The following is a 21930-nucleotide window of genomic DNA, read 5'->3' on the forward strand; positions in this document are numbered from 1 at the left end:
CATCCGGACGTGGTTGATCACATCGACCACCGTTCTTCGCTTGCGGGGGCTGGAACCGCCCGGCCGGCCGCCCGTCGCCACTGGGGCGCGCAGGGGCCCGGATCCTTCCGGTGCGCCCCGTGGCGACTCGCCGCCTCACGTTGACGACCGGCCGGGCTTTCGCGCGGGCCCCGAACCCCCCCGAAGCCCACGCAGGACCACTGTCGCCCGGGCCGTTCAAACTCCGATCAACGGAGGCTTGCAACCGTCAGGAAACCGTCCGCGATCAGGGGGCGCAGCGCAGCGGGAGCGTCGCGGAGCACCGCGGCGGGGTCCTCGTCGGTCAGCTCGGCGATCGCGGCGAGCAGCGGGCGCGTGGGCAGATCACCGTCGCACACCCCCGCCAGGGCCGCCTCCACCGTCCCCACGGCGGCCGTACGGCGCGCGCCCCGGGTCTGCCGCAGGGCGATGCGGGAGGGGTCGTCGGCGCCGGGCGGGCCGACGCGCTCCTCCACGACGCCCTCGGCCACCTTCAGCCGCGCGTCGAGCAGGTCCTCGTCGGACAGCTCGTGGGCCGCGCGCACCGCGCGCAGGACCTCCTCGACCAGCGCGCCGGACGGGGGCTCGACCGGCTGCGTCATCTCCTCCACCCGCACAAGCGGGCTCAGCGAGCCGGAGTCGTGCAGGGCGATCCAGCCGAAGCCGACGCCGGTCACGTCCATCGACTCGAACCAGCCGAGCCACTCGTCGTAACGCTCCCGGTAGGCCGAGGTGCCGTGCTCCGCGGAGTCCCGCAGCCACAGCTCGACGTACTCGGCCGGGTCCTGCACGTCGCGCTGCACGGCCCAGCCGTCGCAGCCGGTCTCGGTGAGCCAGCCGCCCACCCTGTCCTGCCAGTCCTCGCCCTTGACGTGCAGCCAGTTGGCGAGGAAGCGCGCCTGGCCGCCCTGGGCGAGGTGCCGGGGCGTGCGCCGTACGAGGTCGCGGCAGAACTCGTCGCCGCGCCGCCCGGCCTCCCGGTAGGTGTACCTGGCCTCTGGCGCGATGACGAACGGCGGATTGGACACCACGAGGTCGAAGCGCTCGCCGTCCACCGGGTCGTACATCGAGCCCTCGCGCGCCTCGACGCCGGTCATGCCGGACAGACCCCAGCTGAGGCGGGCCAGCCGCAGGGCCCTGCGGTTCACGTCGGTCGCGACGACGTGCTCCGCCCTGGGCGCCAGGTGCAGCACCTGCACGCCGCAGCCGGTGCCGAGGTCGAGCGCCCGGCCGACCGGGGCGGTCCAGCCGAGCTGGGCGAGGTTGGCCGAGGCGCCGCCCGCTCCGACCACGTGGTCGGGCCGCAGGGAGGGGTCGCCGGGGCGCACCTTGCGGTCGGACACCACGTACGCCGGGTCGCCGGTTCCGGTGTCCCAGGGCTGGAGGTGCACGGTGGCCTGCACGGAGTCGCCCAGGCGCACCAGCAGCCCGGCCTCGATGAGGTCCTGCAGCGGGAGGTCGGCGGCGGCCATGCTGGCCGGGGCGCCCAGCCACCACAGTCGGATCAGCGTGGCGAGGGGGTCGGCGTCCCTGGTGGCGCGCAGCGCGGGCACGATCTCCTCACGGGCCAGGGCGGAGGCGGCCATGTCGCCCAGCCGCTCACGCACGCCGTCGATCGTGTAACCGGCCTCCACGAATCTGTCGCGAAGCCGCCGGACCAGGTCAGAAGGGGCGTCCACGCCTCGAATCTATCGCGGGGCTACGGCATCTTGAGGCTGTTCCAGGCGGCCTCGCCCAGCTCGCGGATCTCCTCCTCGGTGGGCTGGTGGGCGCCGCTGAACCACAGCCGGCACATCTCCTGCGCGGGGCCGAGCCACAGCACGTAGCACATGGTGGCGGGGACGGGGCGGAGCACGCCGTCCTTCATGTGCGGCCGCCACCAGTCGGCGACCTGCCGGAAGAACTCGCGCCTCGAGTCGGCGACCTCCGGCCCGCCGGGCTCGTTGCGCCGGGGCGGGCGCTCGCTGATCAGCAGGCGGGCGCGCTCGGGGTGCTCGCCGCACCAGGCCATGTGCATCGCGACGATGGCCTCGATGCCGGCGCGGGCGTCCTCGTGGCGGACGAGCTCGCCGACGAAGGCGTCCTGGTACATGTCCAGGATCTCGGCGTAGAGCACGCCGAAGACGTGTTCCTTGCTCGTGAAGTGGTGATAGAAGCTGCCGACGCTGACGCCGCTCTCCTGCCGGAGGCTGGCCAGGGTGGTGGCCGACACCCCGCTCTGGCTGAACCTGCGCAGGGCGCCCTCGATGATCCTGGCCCTGCCGTCTCGCCCGCTCTTCGCGTTCTTCACATAGTCAATGGTGAACCAACAGAACCTTGTTCTGCAAATGCGAGGTCGGCTTTGATCTCGGCGGATGTGCCCTGTGTGTCGATTGTGGCAGAGGGCCAGGCCCTGCGCACCATGGACAGAACCCGCCGGTTCTCGGTCATGACGTCCATGCCGACGACGGCCGCACCGCGTACGGACGCCCGCCGCAGGAGGGTGCGCACGAGCCGCGAGCCCACACCGAGGCTCTGCCACCGGTCGTCCACCACGACCGCGATCTCCGCCTCACCCTCGGCCAGGTGGCTCATGGCGTGCCCGATCACGGCGTCGCCGTGCAGCGCGAGCAGCGCGTCCCGCCTGTCGTCGCGCGCGACCATCGCGCGGATCAGGCTCGCGCTCGGCCGACCCAGGCCGACGAAGAAGCGGTTCGTCAGCGTGGCCCGCGACAGGCCCTCCACGAAGTGCCGCACCCGCTCCTCGTCGTCGCCAGGACGCGCCGCACGGATGTCCACAAGGGGCCTCGCCTGAGTTCCCAACATGGACTCAGACTCTCCCGGGCACGCTGAGTCTGTCAAGTAGACTTAGATGCGGGGAGGATGTTGTGGTTACGATGCGCGACATGCGGCGTTATCGGGTGGACAACTGCTCCATCGAGCGAACCCTCGCCGTGCTCGGCGAGAAGTGGACGTTCCTGGTCCTGCGGGAGGCGTTCAACGGCGTCCGGCGGTTCGCCGACCTTCAGACGCGCACCGGCGCGCCCCGGCAGGTGCTGAGCGCGCGGCTGTCCCGGCTCGTGGACGAGGGCCTGCTGCGCAAGGTGCCCTACCAGGAGCCCGGCCAGCGCCAGCGCGACGAGTACCGGCTCACCCAGAAGGGCCTCGACCTCTACCCGATCATGATCGCGCTCATGCACTGGGGCGACCGCTATGTGGCCGATCCCGAGGGACCGCCGGTCGTGGTGACCCACCGCGAGTGCGGCGCGCCCGTCGCGCTGCACCTGGTGTGCGAGGACGGCCACGAAATCGGCGGCCCGCGCGAGGTGACCCCCCGCCCCGGCCCCGGCGCCCGCCTCAGCACCCCTGCCTGAGACACGGCCTGAGACACGGCCTGAAATCCATACCACCCCGGTGGCTGCCTAGGCTGGTCACGTGTACCGGTTCCTCCTCTCGCGCCGCTGGGTCGGGCTGCACCTGCTCGTGCTCGTGCTGATCCCTGCCTTCTTCTTCCTGGGAAGGTGGCAGTGGGGGCGGTTCGAGGAGCGGTCGGCCGACAGCGCGCGGATCACCGCCAACCTCGCCGCCGCGCCCGTGCCGCTCGACCGGCTGGACCGGACCGCAGTGCCGGTGCCGGAGAAGGACAGGTATCGCCTCGTCACCGTCACCGGACGGTACGACCCCGCCCACGAGCTCGTGGTGCGCAGGCGCACCCTCAACAGCCGCGTCGGGTTCTACGTGGTCACTCCGCTCGTCACGCCGCAGGGCGCCGTGCTGGTGAACCGGGGCTGGGTCCCGGCCGGAGCGACCGCCGAGACTCCGCCGCAGGTGCCCGCCCCGCCCACGGGAGAGGTGACGGTCACCGGACGGCTCCGCCCGGCGGAGACGCAGGACAACACCGGCATCAGGAACCGGTCCGGCCTGCCGTCCGGCCAGATCCTGCTGATCGACACGCCCCGGATCGCCGAGGGCCTGCCGTACGCGGTCTTCGGCGGGTTCGTGGAGCTCACCGCGCAGCAGCCGCAGGGCGCTCCCGCGCCCGAACTCCTGCCCCCGCCCGACGTCGGCGCCGGAGGCGGGCTCAACCTGGCGTACGCCGTGCAGTGGTGGCTGTTCATCGGGATCGCGGTGGGCGGCTGGGTGCTTCTGGTGCGCCGGGAGGCCCGCGATCTCCGTACGGAGCAGGTGTCACAAACCGTGACCGTACGCGCCGCAAGGTGAGCGAACGGATACCAACCGGAGACCTCGCAGCTTGTACGGTGTTATCCCTTGGCCCTACCGTTTACTACCGTGACTACGCCGCTGCATCCCGACCCAGAGCCGAGGCGGCGGGACTACGTGATCATCTCGGTCGATGATCACTTGATCGAGCCGGCCGACCTCTTCGAGGACCGCCTCCCGGAGAAGTACAAGGACCTGGCGCCCAAGGTCGTGGAGACCGACTCGGGTCACCAGGTGTGGCGGTACAGCGGCGCCACCTATCCCTGCGCGGGGCTGGACGTGGGCGCGGGCCTGCCCAAGGAGCAGTGGACGCTCGATCCCGTCCGCTTCGAGGACATGCGGCCGGGCTGCTACGACATCGAGGCCCGGATCGGCGACATGGACCGGGCCGGGATCTGGGCGGCCCTGTGCTTCCCCGGCATGCTGGCGAGCCAGGCCGGGGTGGCGTTCGGCCGCACCCGCGACCAGGACCTCGGGCTCGCGCTCGTACGCGCCTGGAACGACTGGCACGTCGACGTGTGGGCCGGCACCTACCCCGAGCGCATGATCGCGCTCCAGCTTCCCTGGCTCCCCGACCCCGAGATCGCGGCGAAGGAGATCAGGGCCAACGCGTCACGCGGTTTCAAGGCCGTCGTGTTCCCCGAGTTCCCCACCCGGCTGCGGCTGCCGTCCATCCACAGCCGCCACTGGGACCCGTTCTTCGCCGCCTGCGAGGAGACCGGGACGGTCGTGTGCCTGCACACCGGGGCGTCCTCCTGGGCGCCGGTGCCCTCACCCGACACCCCGGTCGAGGCGATCACCACGCTGATCCCGGCGAGCGCGATGTTCGCCTGCGCCGACTGGCTGTGGTCGGGGGTGGCGCTGCGCTTCCCCAAGCTGCGCGTCCTCATCGTGGAGGGCGGCGTCGGGTGGCTGCCGATGCTCGCCGAGCGGGCCGACTACGCGCTCGATCACCCCGTGGCAGGCGAGCCGAGCTGGGAGGGCGGCCTCAAGCCCAGCGAGGTGCTGCGGCGCAACTTCTTCTTCGGCACGCTCGACGACAGCGCGCTGAGCTCGGTGCGGCTCGCCGTGGGCATGGAGCGCGTGCTGCTTGAGGCCGGTTACCCGCGCGCGGAGTCCACCTGGCCCGACACCCAGCGCGCCGTGGCCCGCAACCTCGGCAGCCTGCCCCCCGCCGACATCGCCAGGGTCTCGTACGGCAACGCCGCCCGCCTGTTCGGCCACCCGCTGCCCTCGCGGGCCTGGCTGCGGCAGGAGCAGCTCTAACGCCGGACCTTGCCGGTCCGGGCGGGCCGGCCGCCGTGCTCCCACTCGACGAACTGGCCGCTCTCGCCGAGCAGCGCGGTCGCCAGCCACAGGAACACGCCGAAGTCGTCGACCACGCCGATACCGAGGAGGAAGTCGGGGACCACGTCGATGGGCGACACGATGTACGCCACGGCCATGCCGAGCATGGCGATCTTGCCCTTGGTCAGGCCGGGGTAGTCGCCCTTCACCGCGGCGCGGAGCATCCGGGGCACGGCCCGCAGCCGGGCCCCGAATCCCGGCGAACCGGGCTTGGAGACCTCGCGGTAGGCACGCCAGGTGGCCGCCGCACGTCCTGCCTTCACCATGAGGACACCTCCAGGGGAACGCCTCTGCCCGCTTTGCCCTCTGGTTAACGTACGGCGGCGCCCCGCCGGTTCCTTCAGGCGCCGGGCGCGAGCGCCCGCACGGTGTCGGCGAGCGGCAGGTCCCCACCCGGCAGCGGGGCCAGCACGGGCGTGTCCAGCCCGGCGGCCACGTACTCCCGCACCCGGGCCCGGCAGGTCGCCGCGTCGCCGTGCACGACGAGGTCGTCCACCACCTCGTCGGGGATCGCCTTCAGCGCGGCCTTGCGGTCCCCGGCCGCCCACGCCTCCCGCATGGGCCGCAGCAGCTCTCCCCGGCCCAGCCACTCGTGGAACGCCGCGTACACCGGCACGGTGAGGTAGGCGGCCAGCAGCCGGCGGCCGATCTCGCGCGCCTTCGCCGCGTCCTCGGTCACCACGACGAAAAGGCGCGCGATCAGCTCGGTCTCCGGCCCCAGCTCGCCCCGCACCTTCCGTACGTCCCCGGGCGACAGCCAGTTGGTGATGGCGCCGTCGGCCTCGCGGGCGGCCAGGCGGAGCATCCCGGGCCGCAGCGCGGCGAGCACGATCTTCGGCGGCGTCGCCGGGGCCTTCTCCAGCCGGAAACCCTTCACGGCGAAGGTCTCGTAGCTCTCGGTGACCTTCTCCCCGGCCAGCGCCGCCCGCAGGAAACGCAGGGTGTCGCGGACCCGCGCGTACGGCTTGTCGAACTCACCGGCGTTCCAGTTGCCCACGATGACCGGGGACGACGCGCCGATGCCCAGCACGAACCTGCCGGGCGCGAGGTCGGCCAGCGTGGCCGCCGACATGGCCAGCAGGGCCGGGCCGCGGGTGTAGACGGGGACGATCGCGGTGCCCAGGCGCAGGGACGGCGCCCACTCGGCCGCCAGGGCCAGCGGGACGAACCCGTCCGTGCCGCCCACCTCGGCCGACCACGCGTCGGTGTAGCCGAGCGCGGGCAGCTCGGTGACGAGCTCCTTCGACTCGACCGGCGTCTGCCCGAAGAACGGAATCGTCATGCCCCAGCGGTCCACGGCCACCCCTTCCAAGGTCTCGGACCCTGACCATACCAACCGGACGGTATGGAGTCGCGGTCACGCCCGAAGTTCGTGGACCACCTCGATGACCTCCCTGGCCACGCCCTTGATGCCGGGCAGATGCGACAGGCCGACCAGCCGGTCGACGAGCGGGACGACCCGGTCGATCAGCCGGTAGGTGCGCGCGCAGCCGGGCGAGCTGTCGTGCACCCAGAACAACACGACCCCCATCCACAGCAGCCACAGCAGCTCGGGAAGCTCCTCGCGCAACTCGTCGTCCATCCGCCCGGCCGATCCCTCGACCACCTCCCGGTAGAGCGCGATGGCCGACTCGCGGGCGGGCGCCGACTCGGCGCTGAACGGGCTCAGGGGGTTGCTGGGCTCCGCCGCGTGCTTGAAGAACTTCACCGCGAACTCGTGGTAGGGCTCGGAGATCCGCACCCATTCCCGCAGCACACCCCCGAGCCGTCCGGCGAACGACCGCTCGGCGGCGAACACCTCATGGCAGGCCGCCTCGTGCGTCTCCTGCGCCCGGTCGTAGTACGCCTGGATCAGCTGTTCTTTGGACCTGAAGTAGTAGTAGGCGTTGCCCACCGACACGCCCGCCTCCGCGGCGATGGCACGCATCGTGGTCGCCTCGTACCCCCGATCCCTGAACAACCGGAGGGCCGTCTCGACGATCTGCTCCCGTGTACTCTCGGCCACGCTCGTCACTGTACGGCTCGGGCCCGCGTCCGGTCATGAACCGACAAGATGATCCACGGGTCGCGGCAAATCGCCTCGTGGCAGCGGGCCGGCCGGCCCCCGCGTGTGGCATTGAAGACCTCAGCCCCCGTCGTCGACCGTGGAAACACCGAGGAAACGAGGCACGTGGACGTCCGCCCGTCATGGCGGGGGCTGGCCGGCATCGGCACCGCCGTACTGATCTCCCTGCCCATGCAGCACGACAGGAACCCCGTCCCACCGCCGTCCCCGCCGCCCGCGGCCGATCCCGGCGTCGGCGTCGAGGTGAGGGGGGAGGTCTCCCTTCCTCCGCTGCTGGCCGGCACGTTCACCGCCACGGTGAAGACCTGGGACACCACGGCGGCGGACGAGCGGATCGGCCACGCGCGGGCGGCCGGCCTGCTGCTCGACGCCGGGGTGCGCTGGAAGTCCACCGGAGCCTGCGCCGACCGCCGCCGTCCGTACTGCACGTCGCTGGAGGCCATCCGGTATGGCACCCTGATGCGCACCGTCGACCTGCGGCGGGACAGCGGCTGCCCGGTGACGGTCACCGGCGGCACCGAGACCGGGCACGCCGACGGCCGCTACAGCCACGGCACCGGCTACAAGGTGGACCTCGCGCACAACCGGTGCCTCGACGAGTACGTCACCCGGACCTACCGCTACTGGCGCACGCGCGGGGACGGAGCCGCCCTGTATCGCCCGCCGACGCCGGACCCGCAGACCAGGTCCGACGTGCCGGGTGACGACGTGTGGGCGGACGAGCCCACCCACTGGGACGTGCTGTTCAGGTGACTCTTACGCGAACTCGGTGGCGACCAGCGCGGCGATCTCTGCGGTGTTGAGCGCGGCGCCCTTGCGCAGGTTGTCGCCGCACACGAACAGGTCGAGCGTGTTCGGGAAGTCGAGCGCCTGGCGGATCCGGCCGACGTAGGTCGGGTCGGTGCCCACGACGTCCGCCGGCGTGGGGAACACGCCGTTCGCGGGGTCGTCGAGCACCACGACGGTCGGCGCGGCGTCCAGGATCGCCCGGGCGCCCTCGACCGTGACCTCCCGCTCGAACGTCGCGTGGACGGCCAGCGAGTGGGTGGTCACCACCGGGACGCGGACGCAGGTCGCCGAGACCTTCAGGTCGGGGATGCCGAGGATCTTGCGCGACTCGTTGCGGACCTTCAGCTCCTCCGACGTCCAGCCGCCGTCCTTGAGCGAGCCCGCCAGCGGCACCACGTTGAGCGCCAGCGGAGCCGGGAACGGCGAGTCGGCCAGGTCGGGCACGGCCTTGCGCACGTCACCCGCCACGGTGCCCATCGTCCGGTCGCCGGCGACGGCCTCGATCTCGGCGTACAGCCGCTCGGGGCCGGCCACCCCGGCGCCGGACACCGCCTGGTAGGAGGAGACGACCAGCTCGCGCAGGCCCCACTCGCGGTGCAGGGCGCCCATCGCGGCCATCATCGACAGCGTGGTGCAGTTGGGGTTCGAGATGATCCCCTTGGGCCGGTTGCGGGCCTGCTCGGGGTTGCACTCGGGCACCACGAGCGGCACGTCCGGGTCCATCCGGAAGGCGCCGGAGTTGTCCACGGCCACCGCGCCGCGCGAGGCGGCGATCGGCGCCCACTCGGCGGAGACCTCGTCCGGCACGTCGAACATCGCGACGTCGACGCCGTCGAACGCCTCCGGCGACAGCGCCTGGACGACGACGTCCTCGCCACGCACGCTCAGCACCTTGCCCGCCGAGCGCGGCGAGGCGATCAGCCGGATCTCGCCGTACGCGTCGGACAGGTCGGTGCGGTTGGTCAGGATCTCGAGCATGACGGTGCCGACGGCACCGGTCGCGCCGACGACGGCGAGGGTGGGCTTGCGGCTCATCGTCCGGTACCTCCGTACACAACGGCCTCGACCTGGTCGGCGTCGAGGTCGAACGCGCGGTGGGCGGCGGCGACCGCGGTGTCCACCTCGTTCTGTCCCACGACGACGGAGATGCGGATCTCCGAGGTCGAGATCATCTCGATGTTCACCCCGGCGTCGGCCAGCGCGCCGAAGAACTTGGCGGTGACGCCCGGGTGCGAGCGCATGCCCGCGCCGATCAGGGAGACCTTGCCGATCTGGTCGTCGTACAGCAGCGACTCGAAGGCGACCTGGTTCTGGATCTTCTTCAGCGCCGTGAGGGCCGTCTGGCTGTCGTTGGCCGGGAGCGTGAAGGAGATGTCGGTGCGACCGGTCGCCGCGGCCGACACGTTCTGCACGATCATGTCGATGTTGATCTCCGCGTCCGCCAGCGTGCGGAAGATGGCGGCGGCCTCGCCGACCTTGTCGGGCACCCCGACCACAGTGATCTTGGCCTCGCTCCGGTCGTGCGCGACCCCGGAGATGATGGGCTGCTCCACTTCGGTTCCTTCGCTGTAGGGGTCGGAGACGACCCAGGTGCCTTCCCTCGTGCTGAACGAGCTTCTGACGTGGATGGGCAGGTCGAACCTGCGGGCGTACTCCACGCAGCGCAGGTGCAGGATCTTCGCCCCGCACGCCGCCATCTCCATGGCCTCGTCGTAGGAGATCCGCGGGATCTGCCGCGCCGTACGGACGATGCGGGGATCGGCGGTGTAGATGCCGTCCACGTCGGTGTAGATCTCGCAGACGTCCGCGCCGAGCGCCGCCGCGAGGGCGACGGCCGTGGTGTCCGAACCACCGCGACCCAGCGTCGTGATGTCCTTGCTGTCCTGGGAGACGCCCTGGAACCCGGCCACGATCGCGATCTGACCGGCGTCGACGGCCTCCTGGATGCGGCTGGGCGTCACGTCGATGATGCGCGCCTTGCCGTGCGTCGAGTCGGTGATGACACCGGCCTGCGAGCCGGTGAAGCTGCGCGCCTCGTGACCGAGGTTGGCGATCGCCATCGCGAGCAGCGCCATCGAGATCCGCTCACCCGAGGTCAGCAGCATGTCGAGCTCACGGCCGGGCGGCAGCGGCGACACCTGCTGGGCCAGGTCGAGCAGCTCGTCGGTGGTGTCGCCCATCGCGGAGACCACCACGACGACGTCGTTGCCCGCTTTTTTCGTCGCGACGATCCGCTGGGCGACCCGCTTGATGCAGGACGCGTCGGCTACGGAGGAACCACCGTACTTCTGCACAACGAGCGCCACTGGAATCTCCAACGAATCAGGACGTGGAGCTCACAGTGTACTTGGACGTCCCAAACCGAGACCGGCACTGACCAGCATGTGGACGCTCAGCCCCCGGATCAGACCGTGGTGCCCTCTTCCACGACGTCCAGCCGGGTGTGCGCGACCAGTGCCTGCAGGGCACGCAACGCCGCGCCCGCGTGGTTGCCCCAGGTGTTGAAGTAGGAGTACTGCCACCACCACAGCGCCTCGAGCGGACGGCCCGCCTGGTAGTGCCGCAGTCCGTGGATGAGGTCGGCCGCCACCGCCGTGAGGTCGTCCGACAGCCGGTAGGGGGTGACCACGGTGTCCTTGTAGGGGTCGAACACCTCGGCGTAGTCGTCCACCGGGCCGAGGCGGGCGGCGAGAGCCGTACGGAGGGGGTCGATGTCGGGGTCCTCGCTCAGCGCGGGCTCGACGTTGCCCTGCAGGATCACGTCCTGGGCGGCCCCGAGCTGGGTGCCCGCGAGGCTGACCTGGGCCACCTCCACCAGGAGAAGCGGCAGCGTCGCGTCGCCGCCCTCACCGCCGGCAAGGCGGGTGAGGCCGTCGATGAAGTTCTGCGCGTGTCCGGCGACGCGTGCGGCCAGGTCGTTCCACTCGTCAGACATCCAGCAGCCTCCGTCCTTCGAAAGCGCGGCCCAAAGTGACCTCGTCGGCGTACTCGAGATCACCGCCCACAGGCAGACCGCTGGCCAGTCGGGTCACTTTCAATCCCAGGGGCTTGACGAGCCTGGCCAGGTAGGTGGCCGTCGCCTCGCCCTCGAGGTTCGGGTCGGTCGCGAGGATCAGCTCCGTCACCTGGCCGTCGGCCAGCCGGGTCATCAGCTCGCGGATCTTCAGGTCGTCCGGGCCGATGCCGTCGATCGGGCTGATCGCCCCGCCGAGCACGTGGTAGCGACCGCGGAACTCACGGGTCCGCTCGATCGCCACCACGTCCTTCGACTCCTCGACCACGCAGATGACGTGCGGATCACGCCGCTGGTCCCGGCAGATCCGGCACTGGTCCTCTTCGGCCACGTTTCCGCAGACGCGGCAGAAGCGCACCTTCTCCTTCACTTCGAGCAGCGCGTGCGCGAGCCGCTTGACGTCGGCCGGGTCGGCCGCGAGGAGGTGGAACGCGATCCGCTGCGCGCTTTTGGGACCGACGCCGGGCAGCAGCCCGAGCTCGTCGATCAGGTTCTGGACGACCCCTTCGTACATGCTCTAGAACCCCGGCAGCTGGCCGCCGAGGCCGCCCCCGAGTCCCTGCGCGAGCGGGCCCAGCTTCTCCTGCTGCAGCTCCCCCGCGGCGCGTACGGCGTCCCGCACGGCGGCGAGCACGAGGTCCGCGATCGTCTGCGCGGTCTCCTCCGGGTCGCTCGCGTCGATGGCCAGCGGGCTGATCTCGAGCTCGAGAAGCTCGCCGCTGCCGTTCACGGTGGCGACGACCAGGCCGCCTCCGGAACTGCCCTCGACCTCGGCGTCGCTGAGCTCCTGCTGCGCGGTGACGAGCTGCTGCTGCATCAGCTGAGCCTGCTCCAGCAACTGCTGGAGGTTGACATCCCCTGGATTCACGATGGTTGCGCTCCTCAGCGTCCAGCGACATGTTCGTCGCGACGAGCCTACGGCGTCCGCCCCGGTTTCCGCACCGGCGCGGCGTGCGTGTTCCGCGCCGGGTCGCGGCCGGACGGACACCGGTTACCCCACCAGTCTCCGTCCATGCGGCGGCCGTCCCTCAGGCGGGGAAGTCGCTCAGGAGTGATCGATTTCCTCGATGATGCGGCCGCCCAGCTCACGCTGGATCAGGGCCATGCCGGACAGCTCGCTGACGTCCGCGTCGTCGTCGTTGAGCGGGTCCACGTCGTCGTCCGGACGGGAGGCCCCGCCCGTACGGCCGGGCACCGTCTCCGGCCAGGCCTGCCGGGGGCCGGTCTGGGCGGCGGCCCTGGCCGCCGAGCGGGCGGCGGCCAGGCCGGGGCTCGGCGTGGATCGCGGGGCCGGGGACGGCGCGTCGTAGTCGTCGGACGGCGCGTCGGGCCACGACTCGTCGGTCGTCCCACCGGACGACACCGCGGGCGACACCGTAGACGACACCGCGGACGACACCGCGGACGACGCCGTGGGCGACGCCGCGGGTGCGGCGGCCTTCCGCTCCGGTGCCGGGGCGGCCTGGGGAGCGGCCGGCGCCGGCGCGGGCGAGGCCCCTGTGGGCGGCATGGCCGCAGGAGCCGGTGTGGCGGGCGCGGCCGGCGGAGCCGGGGGCGCGGGCGGCGGCGTGGGCGTCTGCGGACCGGACGGCCCGCGGGTGGCGGGGCCGGCCGGGCCGGGGCCCGAGCCGCCGACGACGACATCGACGCGCCAGTTGCCGCCGAGCACGTCGCCGAGCGCGGCGGCCACCACCTCGTCGCGTTTGCCCTTGAGGAACCCCTGGACGTCGCCCGGCTTCTCGAAGCCGACGGTCACGACGTTGCCCTCGACGCCGAGCAGCCTGCCCTGGGCGTTGAGGATCATCCAGGCCACCCGCTGGCGGTTCTTGATCGCTTCGAGCACCTGCGGCCAGGCGTGCTGCACCGGCCCCCCGCCCGCGGCGGGCGCCTGGGCCTGCTGCGCCTGCGGAGGCGGCGGCGCCGCCCCGGAGCCGGGCCGCACGGGAGTGGGCCAGTCGTCGGCGCTCCGCTCGGCCGCCGGGGCGGCCTGAACCTGCGGAGCCGGAGCCGGAGCCGGGGCCGAAGCGGCGGGTGCGGGTGCGGAGTGCTGCGCGGGCTGCGGAGCTGCTTGAGCCTGAGGAACAGTGGGAGCCTGAGGCGCGGCGGCGTACGTCCCGGCCGCGACGCCGCGCTCCAGCCGTTCGAGCCGGGTCAGCAGCGCGGCCTCGCCCTGGTCGGCCCCGGGCAGCAGCACGCGGGCGCACATCAGCTCCAGCAGCAGGCGGGGGGAGGTCGCACCGCGCATCTCGGTCAGCCCGGCGTTGAACACCTCGGCCGCCCGGGTCAGCTCGGCGGGGCCCATCGACGCCGCCTGCGCCTGCAGACGCTCCAGTTCGTCGGCCGGCCGGTCGAGCAGGCCGCTGCCCGCGGCCTCGGGAACGTTGGACAGGATCACCAGGTCGCGGAAGCGTTCGAGCAGGTCCGTGGCGAAGCGGCGCGGGTCGTGACCGCCCTCGATCACCCGGTGCACGGCCTGGAACACGGCCGCGCCGTCCCGCTTGGCGAACGCGTCGACCACCTCGTCCAGCAGATCGCCGTCGGTGTAGCCGAGCAGGGACACCGCCCGCTGGTAGGTGATGCCGGACTCGTCGGCGCCCGCCAGGAGCTGGTCGAGGATCGACAGCGTGTCCCGGGCCGATCCCGCGCCCGCCCGTACGACCAGCGGTAACGCCGCCGGTTCGTACGACACGGACTCGGAGTCGAGGATCTCCTCCATGAGCCGGCGCAGGGTCGCGGGCGGCATGAGCCGGAAGGGGTAGTGGTGGGTGCGGGACTTGATCGTCCCGATGACCTTCTCCGGCTCGGTGGTGGCGAAGACGAACTTGAGGTGCGGCGGCGGCTCCTCCACCAGCTTCAGCAGCGCGTTGAAGCCCTCACGGGTGACCATGTGGGCCTCGTCGATGATGTAGATCTTGTAGCGCGCCGAGACGGGGGCGAAGAAGGCCCGCTCACGCAGGTCGCGGGCGTCGTCCACGCCGCCGTGCGACGCCGCGTCGATCTCGATGACGTCGAGGTGCCCCGGGCCGGTGGGGGCCAGCGCGACGCAGGACTCGCACTCCCCGCAGGGGTCGGGCGTCGGGCCCTTCTCGCAGTTGAGGGACCGGGCGAGGATGCGGGCGCTGGAGGTCTTGCCGCAGCCGCGCGGGCCGCTGAAGAGATAGGCGTGGTGGATGCGGCCACTGCGCAACGCCTGGCGCAGCGGGTCGGTGACGTGCTCCTGCCCCTTGACCTCGGCGAATGTCCCGGGCCTGTACTTGCGGTACAGCGCAAGACTCATGCCGCCTCCTTGGAGGGTCGACCCGGCCGGCGTACCCGCTAACTGAGAGACCCCTCGCACACCCGCCAGAGCCCGCTTATCCTTGCTGCCTTCCGGCCCTGGGGAGGTTCACAGGATGACGCCGCGCGAGGGGTCCGTTGGACAGTCTAGCCACTCGACGGGTGTGCGCGGGCCGTCGAGACAACAGTCGAAACCACGCCGGAAAGTGGGCTAAGCTGTCCGACGGAGGATTCGCCTAGTTGGCCTAGGGCGCACGCTTGGAAAGCGTGTTGGGGGCAACCCCTCAGGAGTTCGAATCTCCTATCCTCCGCGCTTGGTTGAGCAGCAAGAACGCGAAAGGCCCGGTCCATCCAACCGGGCCTTTCGCGCGTCCAGGGTCTCAGTTTTGGTCTCAGTTGACCTCTGGAGAGGCTTCCCCGGGGCCGTCCGTGGACTCCCACAGCAGCCCGTCAACCTGCTTCGCCACGATGTGCCGGATGGTGTTGCAGCCCTAGGGCCTGTCTGAGAATGCCGAGGGCCGTATCGGCGGTGTCTGTGAGGGCGGTGGGACGCGGTCTAGGACGCGCCGTCGCTGGCAGCCTCGCTGCGGTGCGGCTCCAGGCGATCGACTGCTTGCTCGCTCCATGCCCGGATGACTGATGCCTGCTCGGGGGTCAGTGAGTCGAGGAAGTGGCGGCGGATGTTGCCGCCGTGCACGAGGATGGCACTTTGGGCGGCGCGGCGCCCCTCGGCGGTCAGCCCGATCCCCGCGCGGCGACCATCGGCCCCGTACTGGCTGCGCTTGACGAAGCCGCGTTTTTCCATGCGCGTCAGCTGATGTGAGACACGGCTCTTGTCCCAGTCGAGCGACTCGGAGAGCTCACCGACACGCATCTCGCGGCCAGCGGCCTGCCACAGCGTCACCAGCACGCTGAACTCGGCCTTCGAGATGTCGCAGTCATGCTGTAGACCACGCTCCAGCTCCCTGGTGAGCAGGCGCTGCGCGCGCATCCAGGTATCCCAGAACTCCCACTCCTCCGGTTCCAGCGATCGAGTCTCCGTCATGTGGCTGAGGATACCGCGACCAGCAGAGTTGTCACTTCAACTCCGCCCAATCTAGAGTTGACGTGACAACTCTCGGAAGGAAGACCATGCCGCTTCGCATCGCAGTCATCCTCGGAAGCACCCGCCCCGGACGCCGCGGCGACAAGATCGCCGCCTGGGCACTGGAGGCCGCCCGTGCCCACGGCGGAGCCGACTACGAACTCGTCGACCTCGCCGACCACGACCTCGGCAACCTCGACGAGCCCGGCAACCCGAACTTCCAGCAGTACCAGCACGACCACACCCGCGCCTGGGGCGCACTCATCGACAGCTTCGACGGCTATGTCTTCCTCGTCCCCGAGTACAACCACTCCTTCCCCGGAGCCCTGAAGAACGCCCTGGACTACGTCTACCGGGAATGGAACGACAAGGCCGCCGGGATTATCAGCTACGGCGGCTGGGTCGCCGGGGCCCGGGCCGCCGAAGCGCTGCGGCTCGTCCTCGCCGAACTCCAGGTGGCCACGGTCCGCGCCCAGCCCACCATCTCGACACACCCCTCGTTCCACACCGGGACCTTCGTCCCCCAGGAGGGCCTCCACACCGCCGTAGGCGACATGCTCGACCAGCTGATCGCCTGGTCCGGCGCCCTACGCGGGGTGCGCCAGGCCAAGACGCAGACGCCCACGGCTGCATGAGGTCCAGTTCGTGACCGATCACGTGACACGACGCGGCGAGCTGACGGACGCAGCATGGGAGGCGCTGAAGCCCCTGCTGCCGGCTACCGATGGACCAGGCCGTCCGTGGCGCGACCACCGGCAGGTAATCAACGGCGTGTTTTTCGGCGCCGGGGCATCCGCGCAGTCATCCCGGAGCGGACCGGCCAAAGGGCCAATCGCCAGCGCCGCGGCAGAGCCGGTGGCAGACCCCCGGCCTTCGACCCCGAGCTCTACAAAGCCCGCAACGTGGTCGAGCGCTGCTTCAACCGCCTCAAGCAATTCCGAGCCATCGCAACGCGCTTCTACAAGCCGGCAGCCCGCTACCGGGCCGGACTCCACATCGCCTCACTCATCCTTTGGCTCCGCAAACCCGCTCACAAACGTCCGATTTCCGCCAGATGCATCCTGTCCGGGGCGGACATGATGAGCGCATGGTGGCAGAAGCAACGACGAATGACGGTCCGGCTTCGGGAGGCGACGAGGGCAGGAGCTCACTGGCGGTGCTGGAGAGGTTCTACCGGGCGGAAGTTGCCTATATCGCCGCAGGGGGCCTCGGCAAGGCCGACTTCGGCGAGCTTGCCGAGTGCCTGGACCCAGAGGTCGTGATGTACCAGGCGGACTCCCTGCCCTACGGGGGCACCTGGCGCGGACCGAGCGGCATCGAGCAGTTCATGGCCGCCATGAGCGAGGCATGGCAGTCCCTGGAGTTCCTGGAGCAGAAGTATGTGGTCGACGGCGGCAGTGTCGTGGTCTGGAACCGCGGCATCCTGCGCGCCCGCGCCACCGGCCGGGCCTTGGAGACCTCGGTGATGCAGCTGATGACGATCAAGAATGATCGCATCACCGAGATACACCCGTTCTACCTGGACACTTCTGCGGTCCTGCACGCCCTACGCCCGGACGACGACGTCTAGCCCGGCTGCGGAGCGAGCAGCACGACCGGTCAGCATGAGAGCCGACGCCATAGCTGGAGACCCCGACGACCTGCGGTGAACGACGGTCCGCAGACTTGGAAAGCGTGTTGGGGGCAACCCCTCAGGAGTTCGAATCTCCTATCCTCCGCGCTTGGTTGAGCAGCGAGAACACGAAAGGCCCGGTCCATCCAGCCGGGCCTTTCGTGTGTCCGGACCTCACGCGTCGCCCTCGTGGAACCCAGGCCGGACGCGTGCGATGCCGTGGGTCACCAGGGCACCGGCCCGGCGTCGTCGAAGAACTGACCGGTCGGGCCGTCGTCGGGCAGGGTCGCGAGCCGGATCGCGATCGCCGCGCCCTGTTCGGGCGTACGGACACCGCGGAAGCCGTTGAGGTCGGTCGCGCAGAAACCGGGGCAGCCGGCGTTGATCAGGATGTTCGTGTCGCGCAACTCCTTGGCGTACTGCACGGTGACGGCGTTGAGGAACGTCTTCGACGGCGCGTACGCGGCGGAGATCGGGCCCGTTTCTGCGCCGGGAGTGGTCTGCCGGGTGAGAGAGCCCACGGTGCTGGACATGTTCACGATCCGCGGCGACGCCGAGCGGCGCAGCAACGGCAGCATCGCGTTGGTGACGCGGATGACGCCGATCACGTTGGTCTCCACGGCCGCCCGCATCGTGGCGGGGTCCACCGTGGTGGGCGTCTGCGGCACGCCGCCGGTTATCCCGGCGTTGTTGACGAGCACGTCGAGGCGGCCCGCGCGCTCCTCGATCAGCTCGGCGGCGGCGGCCACGCTCGCGTCGTCCGTCACGTCGAGCGGCACGCCGAACGCGTCGACGCCCGCCGCGCGCAGCTTCTCCACCGAGCCCTCCCGGCGCCCCTCGTCCCGGACACCGACTCCGACGCTCCAGCCGAGGGCGCCCAGGCCGGCCGCGATCTCATATCCGATGCCCTTGTTCGCGCCGGTGACCAGCGCGATCGTCTCTTCGCTCATGGTCTCATCCTGTCCGCGCCCAGTGCGGAACCTCCAACACCGTTTGGGTGGGCATCGATACCTCCCGGGTATCGATCACTCGCTTCCGGCGATACCGTGGCGACATGGAGACGCGTGAGCTGCGGTACTTCGTCGCCGTCGCCGAAGAGCTGCACTTCGGGCGGGCCGCGCAGCGGCTCGGGATCGCGCAGCCGCCGCTGTCGCGGGCGATCGGGCAGCTCGAACGGCGGCTCGGGGTGACGCTGCTGGACCGCACGAGCCGCACCGTCACGCTGACCGAGGCCGGGTCGGTGCTGCTGCGCGAGGGCCAGGCGGCCCTCGACGCGGTCGAGGCCGCCGAGCGCCGCACCCGCCGCGCCGCCCTCGCCGCGACCGGCCGGCCCGGCCTGGTCCTCGTCACGAAGGCCGGGGCCTCCGGCGAGCTGCTGCCGAAGCTGCTCGAGGCGTACGCCGCCGAGCCCGGCGCGGTCGCGGTCGACGTGCTCCTGTGCGGGATCGGCGAGCAGGAGCGGCTGCTGCGCGACGGCCGGGCCGACGTGGCGCTGCTGCACCTGCCGTTCGACTCGACGGCCGGGTTCGACACCGAGGAGCTGCGCGCGGAGGGGCAGGTCGCGGTCCTGCCCGCCGGGCATCCCCTCACCGGCCGGGCCCACCTGCGGATGGCCGACGTCACCGCGCTGTCCGACCTGCCCACGCCGCGCTGGCCCCGCACCGACGGCACATACCCGGACGGCCCCGGTCCGGAGGCCCGGGACCATGCGCAGCTCTGCCAGCTCATCGCGCTCGGCCGGGCCTCGGCGGTGCTGCCGGAGTCGTGCCGGGCCTATCTGCGCCCCGATCTCGCCGCGGTGCCGGTGCTGGACGCGCCGACGGTGACGACGGTGATCGCATGGCCGCCGCACAGCCGGTCGCACGCCGTCGCCGGGCTGGTCCGGGCCGCGACCCGCCTCTAGCCGTCCTTGCCTCCCGGCTTCCGCGGCGGGCCAGGCCCATATCGGCTGGACATCCGCCGGACGGAGAGAGGAGGGTGGGCCGAATGGAACAGATCGACTTCCCTGCGATTCCGCGAGCGGGGGACCTCGACGTCCGGTGGATTCACGGCTCTGAGTCGGCCAAGCACAACACCGACCCCGACATCCAGGTGCACCGGTACGACGAGCACACGTTCGTCCTGCGCCAGAACATGGCGATCAACTACGAGGCGCCCTTCATGTTCCTGATGTTCGGGAACACCCGGGCCCTGCTGCTCGACACAGGCGCGACGGCATCACCCGCGTACTTCCCGCTGCGCCGGACGGTGGACGAGATCGTGGACCGCTGGCTGGCCGATCACCCCCGCGAGGGCTACGGGCTCCTCGTCGCCCACACGCACGGCCACGGCGACCACATCGCGGGCGACGGTCAGTTCCGCCACCGCCCGGACACGGTCGTCGTCGATCCCGCCGTGGAGCACGTGCGCGAGTTCTTCGGGCTCGGCGACGATCTCGACGTTCCCGGGAGCGTCGACCTGGGCGGCCGCGTTCTGGACGTGCTGGCGAGCCCCGGGCACCACGGGTCGGCGGTGACGTTCTACGACCCACCCACCGGCCTGCTCCTGACCGGTGACACCGTTTACCCCGGGCGGCTGTACGTCGCGGACCGGCCGGCGTTCGAGCAGACCGTCGACCGCCTGGTGAAGTTCGCCGAGGCCCGGCCCGTCACCCACGTTCTCGGCTGCCACATCGAGATGACCAACGTGCCGGGCGAGGACTACCCGATCCGCACCACCTACCAGCCGGACGAGCCGCCGCTCCAGATGACGGTCGAGCACCTGCGCCGGATCCGCGACGCGGTGGCGGAGATCGGGGGCCGGCCCGGCGTCCACGTCTATCCCGAGTTCATCGTCTACAACTAGCGATCGGATCAGATCCAGCTGCGCAGCAGCATGCGGCTCAGCCAGACGTCGTACGGCACCGGCACGGCGGTGAGCACGGGCGACAGCCACCAGAAGTCGACCAGTGCGAGCAGCGTGAACGCGCCCACCACCGTCGCCCCCGTGGAGCGCCGCGCGGCCGGCGCGCCCGGCGGCCCGAGGACGAGCCCGCATGCCAGCACGATCGCGAGGACCATGAACGGCACCGCCGGGATCGCGTAGAACAGGTACATCGTGCGGTCGTCGGCCAGCGCGAAGTAGAACCACGGCAGCCATCCCGCCGCGTAGGCGAGCAGGACGGCGCCCGCCCGCCAGTCGCGGGTCCTCGCGTACCAGCCCACCATCGCGAGCAGCGCGAGCAGCGCGCCGTACCAGATCACCGGAGTGCCGGTCCCGAGGATCGCCTGCGAGCAGGAGGCGGCGCCGCAGGTGCCGTGGGGCGCCTGGTAGAAGAACGCGACCGGCCGCAGCAGCAGCGGCCAGGTCCACGGGTCCGACTGGTAGTCGTGGTGCGCGCTCAGCCCCTGGTGGAAGCCGAACACCTGGCTCTGGTAGTCCACCAGCGAGCGAAGCGAGTCGAAGACGAAGTAGGCCCAGCCGTTCGAGGTCGCGCGGTCCCAGTTGCGGCCCCACCCGCCGGCCGAGGCGAACCATCCGGCGAACGACGCGACGTACACGACGGCCGGTACGGCGCCGAGCCAGGCGAGCCCCAGCGGCCAGTCGAGACGGACCGCCTGCCGGTACGGCCGGCGCAGGCCGACGGCGCGCCTGGCCCCGCAGTCCCAGACGAGCGTCATGATCCCGAACGCCACGACGAACAGCAGGCCGGTCCACTTGGTCGCCGTCGCCGCGCCCAGGCACAGCCCGGCCGCCAGCCGCCAGGGCCGCGGGCCGAGCCGGGGAGCGGGCCCGTGCAGGGCGGAGGTGCGATACCACTCCGTCAGGCGCATGCGGGCCGCGTCGCGGTCGGCGACCAGGCAGGCGAAGCCCGCGAGCACCCAGAACATGAGGAAGACATCGAGCAGCGCGGATCGCGACAGCACGAGGTGCAGGCCATCCAGGGCCAGCAGCAGACCGGCGAGGCAGCCGAGGAGGGTCGAGCGGGTCATCCGGCGGGCGGTCCGCGCCAGGACCAGCACGCTGAGCGTGCCCGCGAGCGCGGCGACGCACCGCCACCCGAAGGGCGTGATGCCGAAGAGCCACTCCCCCGCGCCGATCAGCCATTTGCCGAGCGGGGGATGGGCGACGTAGGCGGCGCACTCCTCGAACGTCCCGCACGCCTTGAACACGTCCGTGCCGCCGCGTACGAACACCTGGTCGGCGCCGTCGGCGAACTGCCGCTCGACGCCGAACGTGATCAGCGAGTAGGCGTCCTTGGCGTAGTAGAGCTCGTCGAAGACGAGCGCGTGCGGGACGTCGAGACGGTAGAACCGGAGGAACCCCCCGAGAGCGGCCACGGCCAGCGGGCCGAGCCACCCCCGCCTGCCCGGCATCGGCGGCACCAGCCGGGGTAAGGCGGTCAGAGGCACGCGGTGATCCTAACCCGGCAAAACGCGAAGATCAGAGCAAGACGGATCCGGCATGGCGGACCGTCAGGCATGATCACCGCCCCCCGGGGCAGTAGCCCCGGCAAGCAACCGGCAACGCCATCGGGAGCGTCGCAG

At 71.3% G+C, this 21930-nt stretch carries 23 protein-coding genes, 1 tRNA gene and 1 other RNA gene; 9 read left to right on the plus strand and 16 right to left on the minus strand.

The window, feature by feature from the left end:
• Positions 1-227: 227 nt before the first annotated feature.
• The 3 genes from HHX35_RS28210 to HHX35_RS28220 are packed head-to-tail and all read right to left on the minus strand — an operon-like array spanning position 228 to position 2796.
• On the minus strand, positions 228-1706 hold the full coding sequence (locus tag HHX35_RS28210) for a methyltransferase (protein WP_396781040.1): 1479 nt from the start codon (positions 1704-1706) through the stop codon (positions 228-230).
• A gap of 11 nt (positions 1707-1717) precedes the next feature.
• The gene (locus HHX35_RS28215) at positions 1718-2308 is read right to left on the minus strand and encodes a TetR/AcrR family transcriptional regulator (RefSeq protein WP_182901736.1); all 591 of its coding nucleotides are present in this window, start codon (positions 2306-2308) and stop codon (positions 1718-1720) included.
• Entirely contained in the window at positions 2305-2796 is a 492-nt protein-coding gene (locus HHX35_RS28220) for a GNAT family N-acetyltransferase (RefSeq protein ID WP_310739356.1), read from the minus strand. Before HHX35_RS28220 ends, HHX35_RS28215 begins: the two co-directional genes overlap by 4 nt.
• 107 nt (positions 2797-2903) lie before the next feature.
• On the opposite strand from HHX35_RS28220, the gene HHX35_RS28225 reads away from it, so the two are divergent.
• The 3 genes from HHX35_RS28225 to HHX35_RS28235 all read left to right on the plus strand — a co-directional run bounded on the left by HHX35_RS28225 (position 2904) and on the right by HHX35_RS28235 (position 5484).
• Positions 2904-3371 carry a helix-turn-helix domain-containing protein gene (locus HHX35_RS28225; RefSeq protein ID WP_220505979.1) on the plus strand — a complete coding sequence of 156 codons (468 nt, stop codon included), beginning with the start codon at positions 2904-2906 and terminating at the stop codon, positions 3369-3371.
• A gap of 61 nt (positions 3372-3432) precedes the next feature.
• On the plus strand, positions 3433-4218 hold the full coding sequence (locus tag HHX35_RS28230; RefSeq protein WP_182901738.1) for an SURF1 family protein: 786 nt from the start codon (positions 3433-3435) through the stop codon (positions 4216-4218).
• Between the two features lie 69 nt (positions 4219-4287).
• A complete protein-coding gene (locus tag HHX35_RS28235; protein ID WP_182901739.1) occupies positions 4288-5484 on the plus strand; it encodes an amidohydrolase family protein in 1197 nt (398 codons plus the stop codon).
• Here the strand turns inward: HHX35_RS28235 and HHX35_RS28240 are convergent.
• From HHX35_RS28240 to HHX35_RS28250, 3 genes are all read right to left on the minus strand, one after another.
• Positions 5481-5831: a YkvA family protein gene (locus HHX35_RS28240; protein ID WP_182901740.1), complete on the minus strand. Its 351-nt coding sequence runs from the start codon at positions 5829-5831 to the stop codon at positions 5481-5483. The two genes, HHX35_RS28235 and HHX35_RS28240, sit on opposite strands and share 4 nt — an antisense overlap.
• A 74-nt stretch (positions 5832-5905) precedes the next feature.
• A complete protein-coding gene (locus tag HHX35_RS28245; RefSeq protein ID WP_220506011.1) occupies positions 5906-6847 on the minus strand; it encodes an LLM class F420-dependent oxidoreductase in 942 nt (313 codons plus the stop codon).
• A 75-nt stretch (positions 6848-6922) separates the two neighbouring features.
• The gene (locus tag HHX35_RS28250; RefSeq protein ID WP_231513926.1) at positions 6923-7570 is read right to left on the minus strand and encodes a TetR/AcrR family transcriptional regulator; all 648 of its coding nucleotides are present in this window, start codon (positions 7568-7570) and stop codon (positions 6923-6925) included.
• 165 nt (positions 7571-7735) lie between these two features.
• Here HHX35_RS28250 and HHX35_RS28255 point away from each other — a divergent pair, with 165 nt between their 5' ends.
• Positions 7736-8383 (plus strand): hypothetical protein, encoded by a 648-nt coding sequence (locus HHX35_RS28255; protein WP_182901742.1) that lies wholly within the window; start codon positions 7736-7738, stop codon positions 8381-8383.
• A 3-nt stretch (positions 8384-8386) separates the two neighbouring features.
• On the opposite strand, the gene HHX35_RS28260 is transcribed toward HHX35_RS28255, so the two are convergent.
• The 7 genes from HHX35_RS28260 to ffs form a co-directional block, all read right to left on the minus strand.
• A complete protein-coding gene (locus HHX35_RS28260) occupies positions 8387-9454 on the minus strand; it encodes an aspartate-semialdehyde dehydrogenase (protein WP_182901743.1) in 1068 nt (355 codons plus the stop codon).
• The gene (locus HHX35_RS28265) at positions 9451-10725 is read right to left on the minus strand and encodes an aspartate kinase (RefSeq protein WP_030508661.1); all 1275 of its coding nucleotides are present in this window, start codon (positions 10723-10725) and stop codon (positions 9451-9453) included. Before HHX35_RS28265 ends, HHX35_RS28260 begins: the two co-directional genes overlap by 4 nt.
• A 98-nt stretch (positions 10726-10823) precedes the next feature.
• The gene (locus HHX35_RS28270) at positions 10824-11354 is read right to left on the minus strand and encodes a DUF5063 domain-containing protein (RefSeq protein ID WP_079320095.1); all 531 of its coding nucleotides are present in this window, start codon (positions 11352-11354) and stop codon (positions 10824-10826) included.
• Complete coding sequence (recR, locus tag HHX35_RS28275; protein WP_142564086.1) at positions 11347-11946, minus strand: recombination mediator RecR; 600 nt, start codon at positions 11944-11946, stop codon at positions 11347-11349. The genes HHX35_RS28270 and recR overlap by 8 nt, the downstream gene beginning before the upstream one ends.
• A 3-nt stretch (positions 11947-11949) precedes the next feature.
• Complete coding sequence (locus HHX35_RS28280; protein ID WP_139575517.1) at positions 11950-12300, minus strand: YbaB/EbfC family nucleoid-associated protein; 351 nt, start codon at positions 12298-12300, stop codon at positions 11950-11952.
• A 177-nt stretch (positions 12301-12477) separates the two neighbouring features.
• A complete protein-coding gene (locus HHX35_RS28285; RefSeq protein WP_182901744.1) occupies positions 12478-14709 on the minus strand; it encodes a DNA polymerase III subunit gamma and tau in 2232 nt (743 codons plus the stop codon).
• Between the two features lie 42 nt (positions 14710-14751).
• Positions 14752-14847, minus strand: an RNA gene (ffs, locus tag HHX35_RS28290) — signal recognition particle sRNA small type.
• A gap of 86 nt (positions 14848-14933) precedes the next feature.
• Between ffs and HHX35_RS28295 the strand changes: the two genes are divergently transcribed.
• Positions 14934-15019 (plus strand) — tRNA-Ser (locus HHX35_RS28295).
• 245 nt (positions 15020-15264) lie between these two features.
• Here the strand turns inward: HHX35_RS28295 and HHX35_RS28300 are convergent.
• Positions 15265-15753: a MarR family winged helix-turn-helix transcriptional regulator gene (locus tag HHX35_RS28300; protein ID WP_182901745.1), complete on the minus strand. Its 489-nt coding sequence runs from the start codon at positions 15751-15753 to the stop codon at positions 15265-15267.
• A gap of 86 nt (positions 15754-15839) precedes the next feature.
• Between HHX35_RS28300 and HHX35_RS28305 the strand changes: the two genes are divergently transcribed.
• Both HHX35_RS28305 and HHX35_RS28315 read left to right on the plus strand, forming a co-directional pair.
• On the plus strand, positions 15840-16427 hold the full coding sequence (locus HHX35_RS28305; protein WP_182901746.1) for an NADPH-dependent FMN reductase: 588 nt from the start codon (positions 15840-15842) through the stop codon (positions 16425-16427).
• A 452-nt stretch (positions 16428-16879) separates the two neighbouring features.
• The gene (locus tag HHX35_RS28315) at positions 16880-17362 is read left to right on the plus strand and encodes a nuclear transport factor 2 family protein (RefSeq protein ID WP_182901894.1); all 483 of its coding nucleotides are present in this window, start codon (positions 16880-16882) and stop codon (positions 17360-17362) included.
• 266 nt (positions 17363-17628) lie between these two features.
• Here the strand turns inward: HHX35_RS28315 and HHX35_RS28320 are convergent, their stop codons facing one another.
• A complete protein-coding gene (locus tag HHX35_RS28320) occupies positions 17629-18354 on the minus strand; it encodes an SDR family oxidoreductase (RefSeq protein ID WP_182901747.1) in 726 nt (241 codons plus the stop codon).
• 104 nt (positions 18355-18458) lie between these two features.
• Between HHX35_RS28320 and HHX35_RS28325 the strand changes: the two genes are divergently transcribed.
• Entirely contained in the window at positions 18459-19307 is an 849-nt protein-coding gene (locus tag HHX35_RS28325; RefSeq protein WP_182901748.1) for a LysR family transcriptional regulator, read from the plus strand.
• Between the two features lie 83 nt (positions 19308-19390).
• On the plus strand, positions 19391-20248 hold the full coding sequence (locus HHX35_RS28330) for an MBL fold metallo-hydrolase (RefSeq protein WP_182901749.1): 858 nt from the start codon (positions 19391-19393) through the stop codon (positions 20246-20248).
• Between the two features lie 8 nt (positions 20249-20256).
• On the opposite strand, the gene HHX35_RS28335 is transcribed toward HHX35_RS28330, so the two are convergent.
• Positions 20257-21795 carry a phospholipid carrier-dependent glycosyltransferase gene (locus HHX35_RS28335; protein ID WP_310739357.1) on the minus strand — a complete coding sequence of 513 codons (1539 nt, stop codon included), beginning with the start codon at positions 21793-21795 and terminating at the stop codon, positions 20257-20259.
• Positions 21796-21930 lie beyond the last annotated feature (135 nt).

Origin of the sequence: Microbispora sp. H10830 (assembly GCF_014161375.1) — a bacterium.
In the GTDB taxonomy this organism is placed as follows: domain Bacteria; phylum Actinomycetota; class Actinomycetes; order Streptosporangiales; family Streptosporangiaceae; genus Microbispora; species Microbispora catharanthi.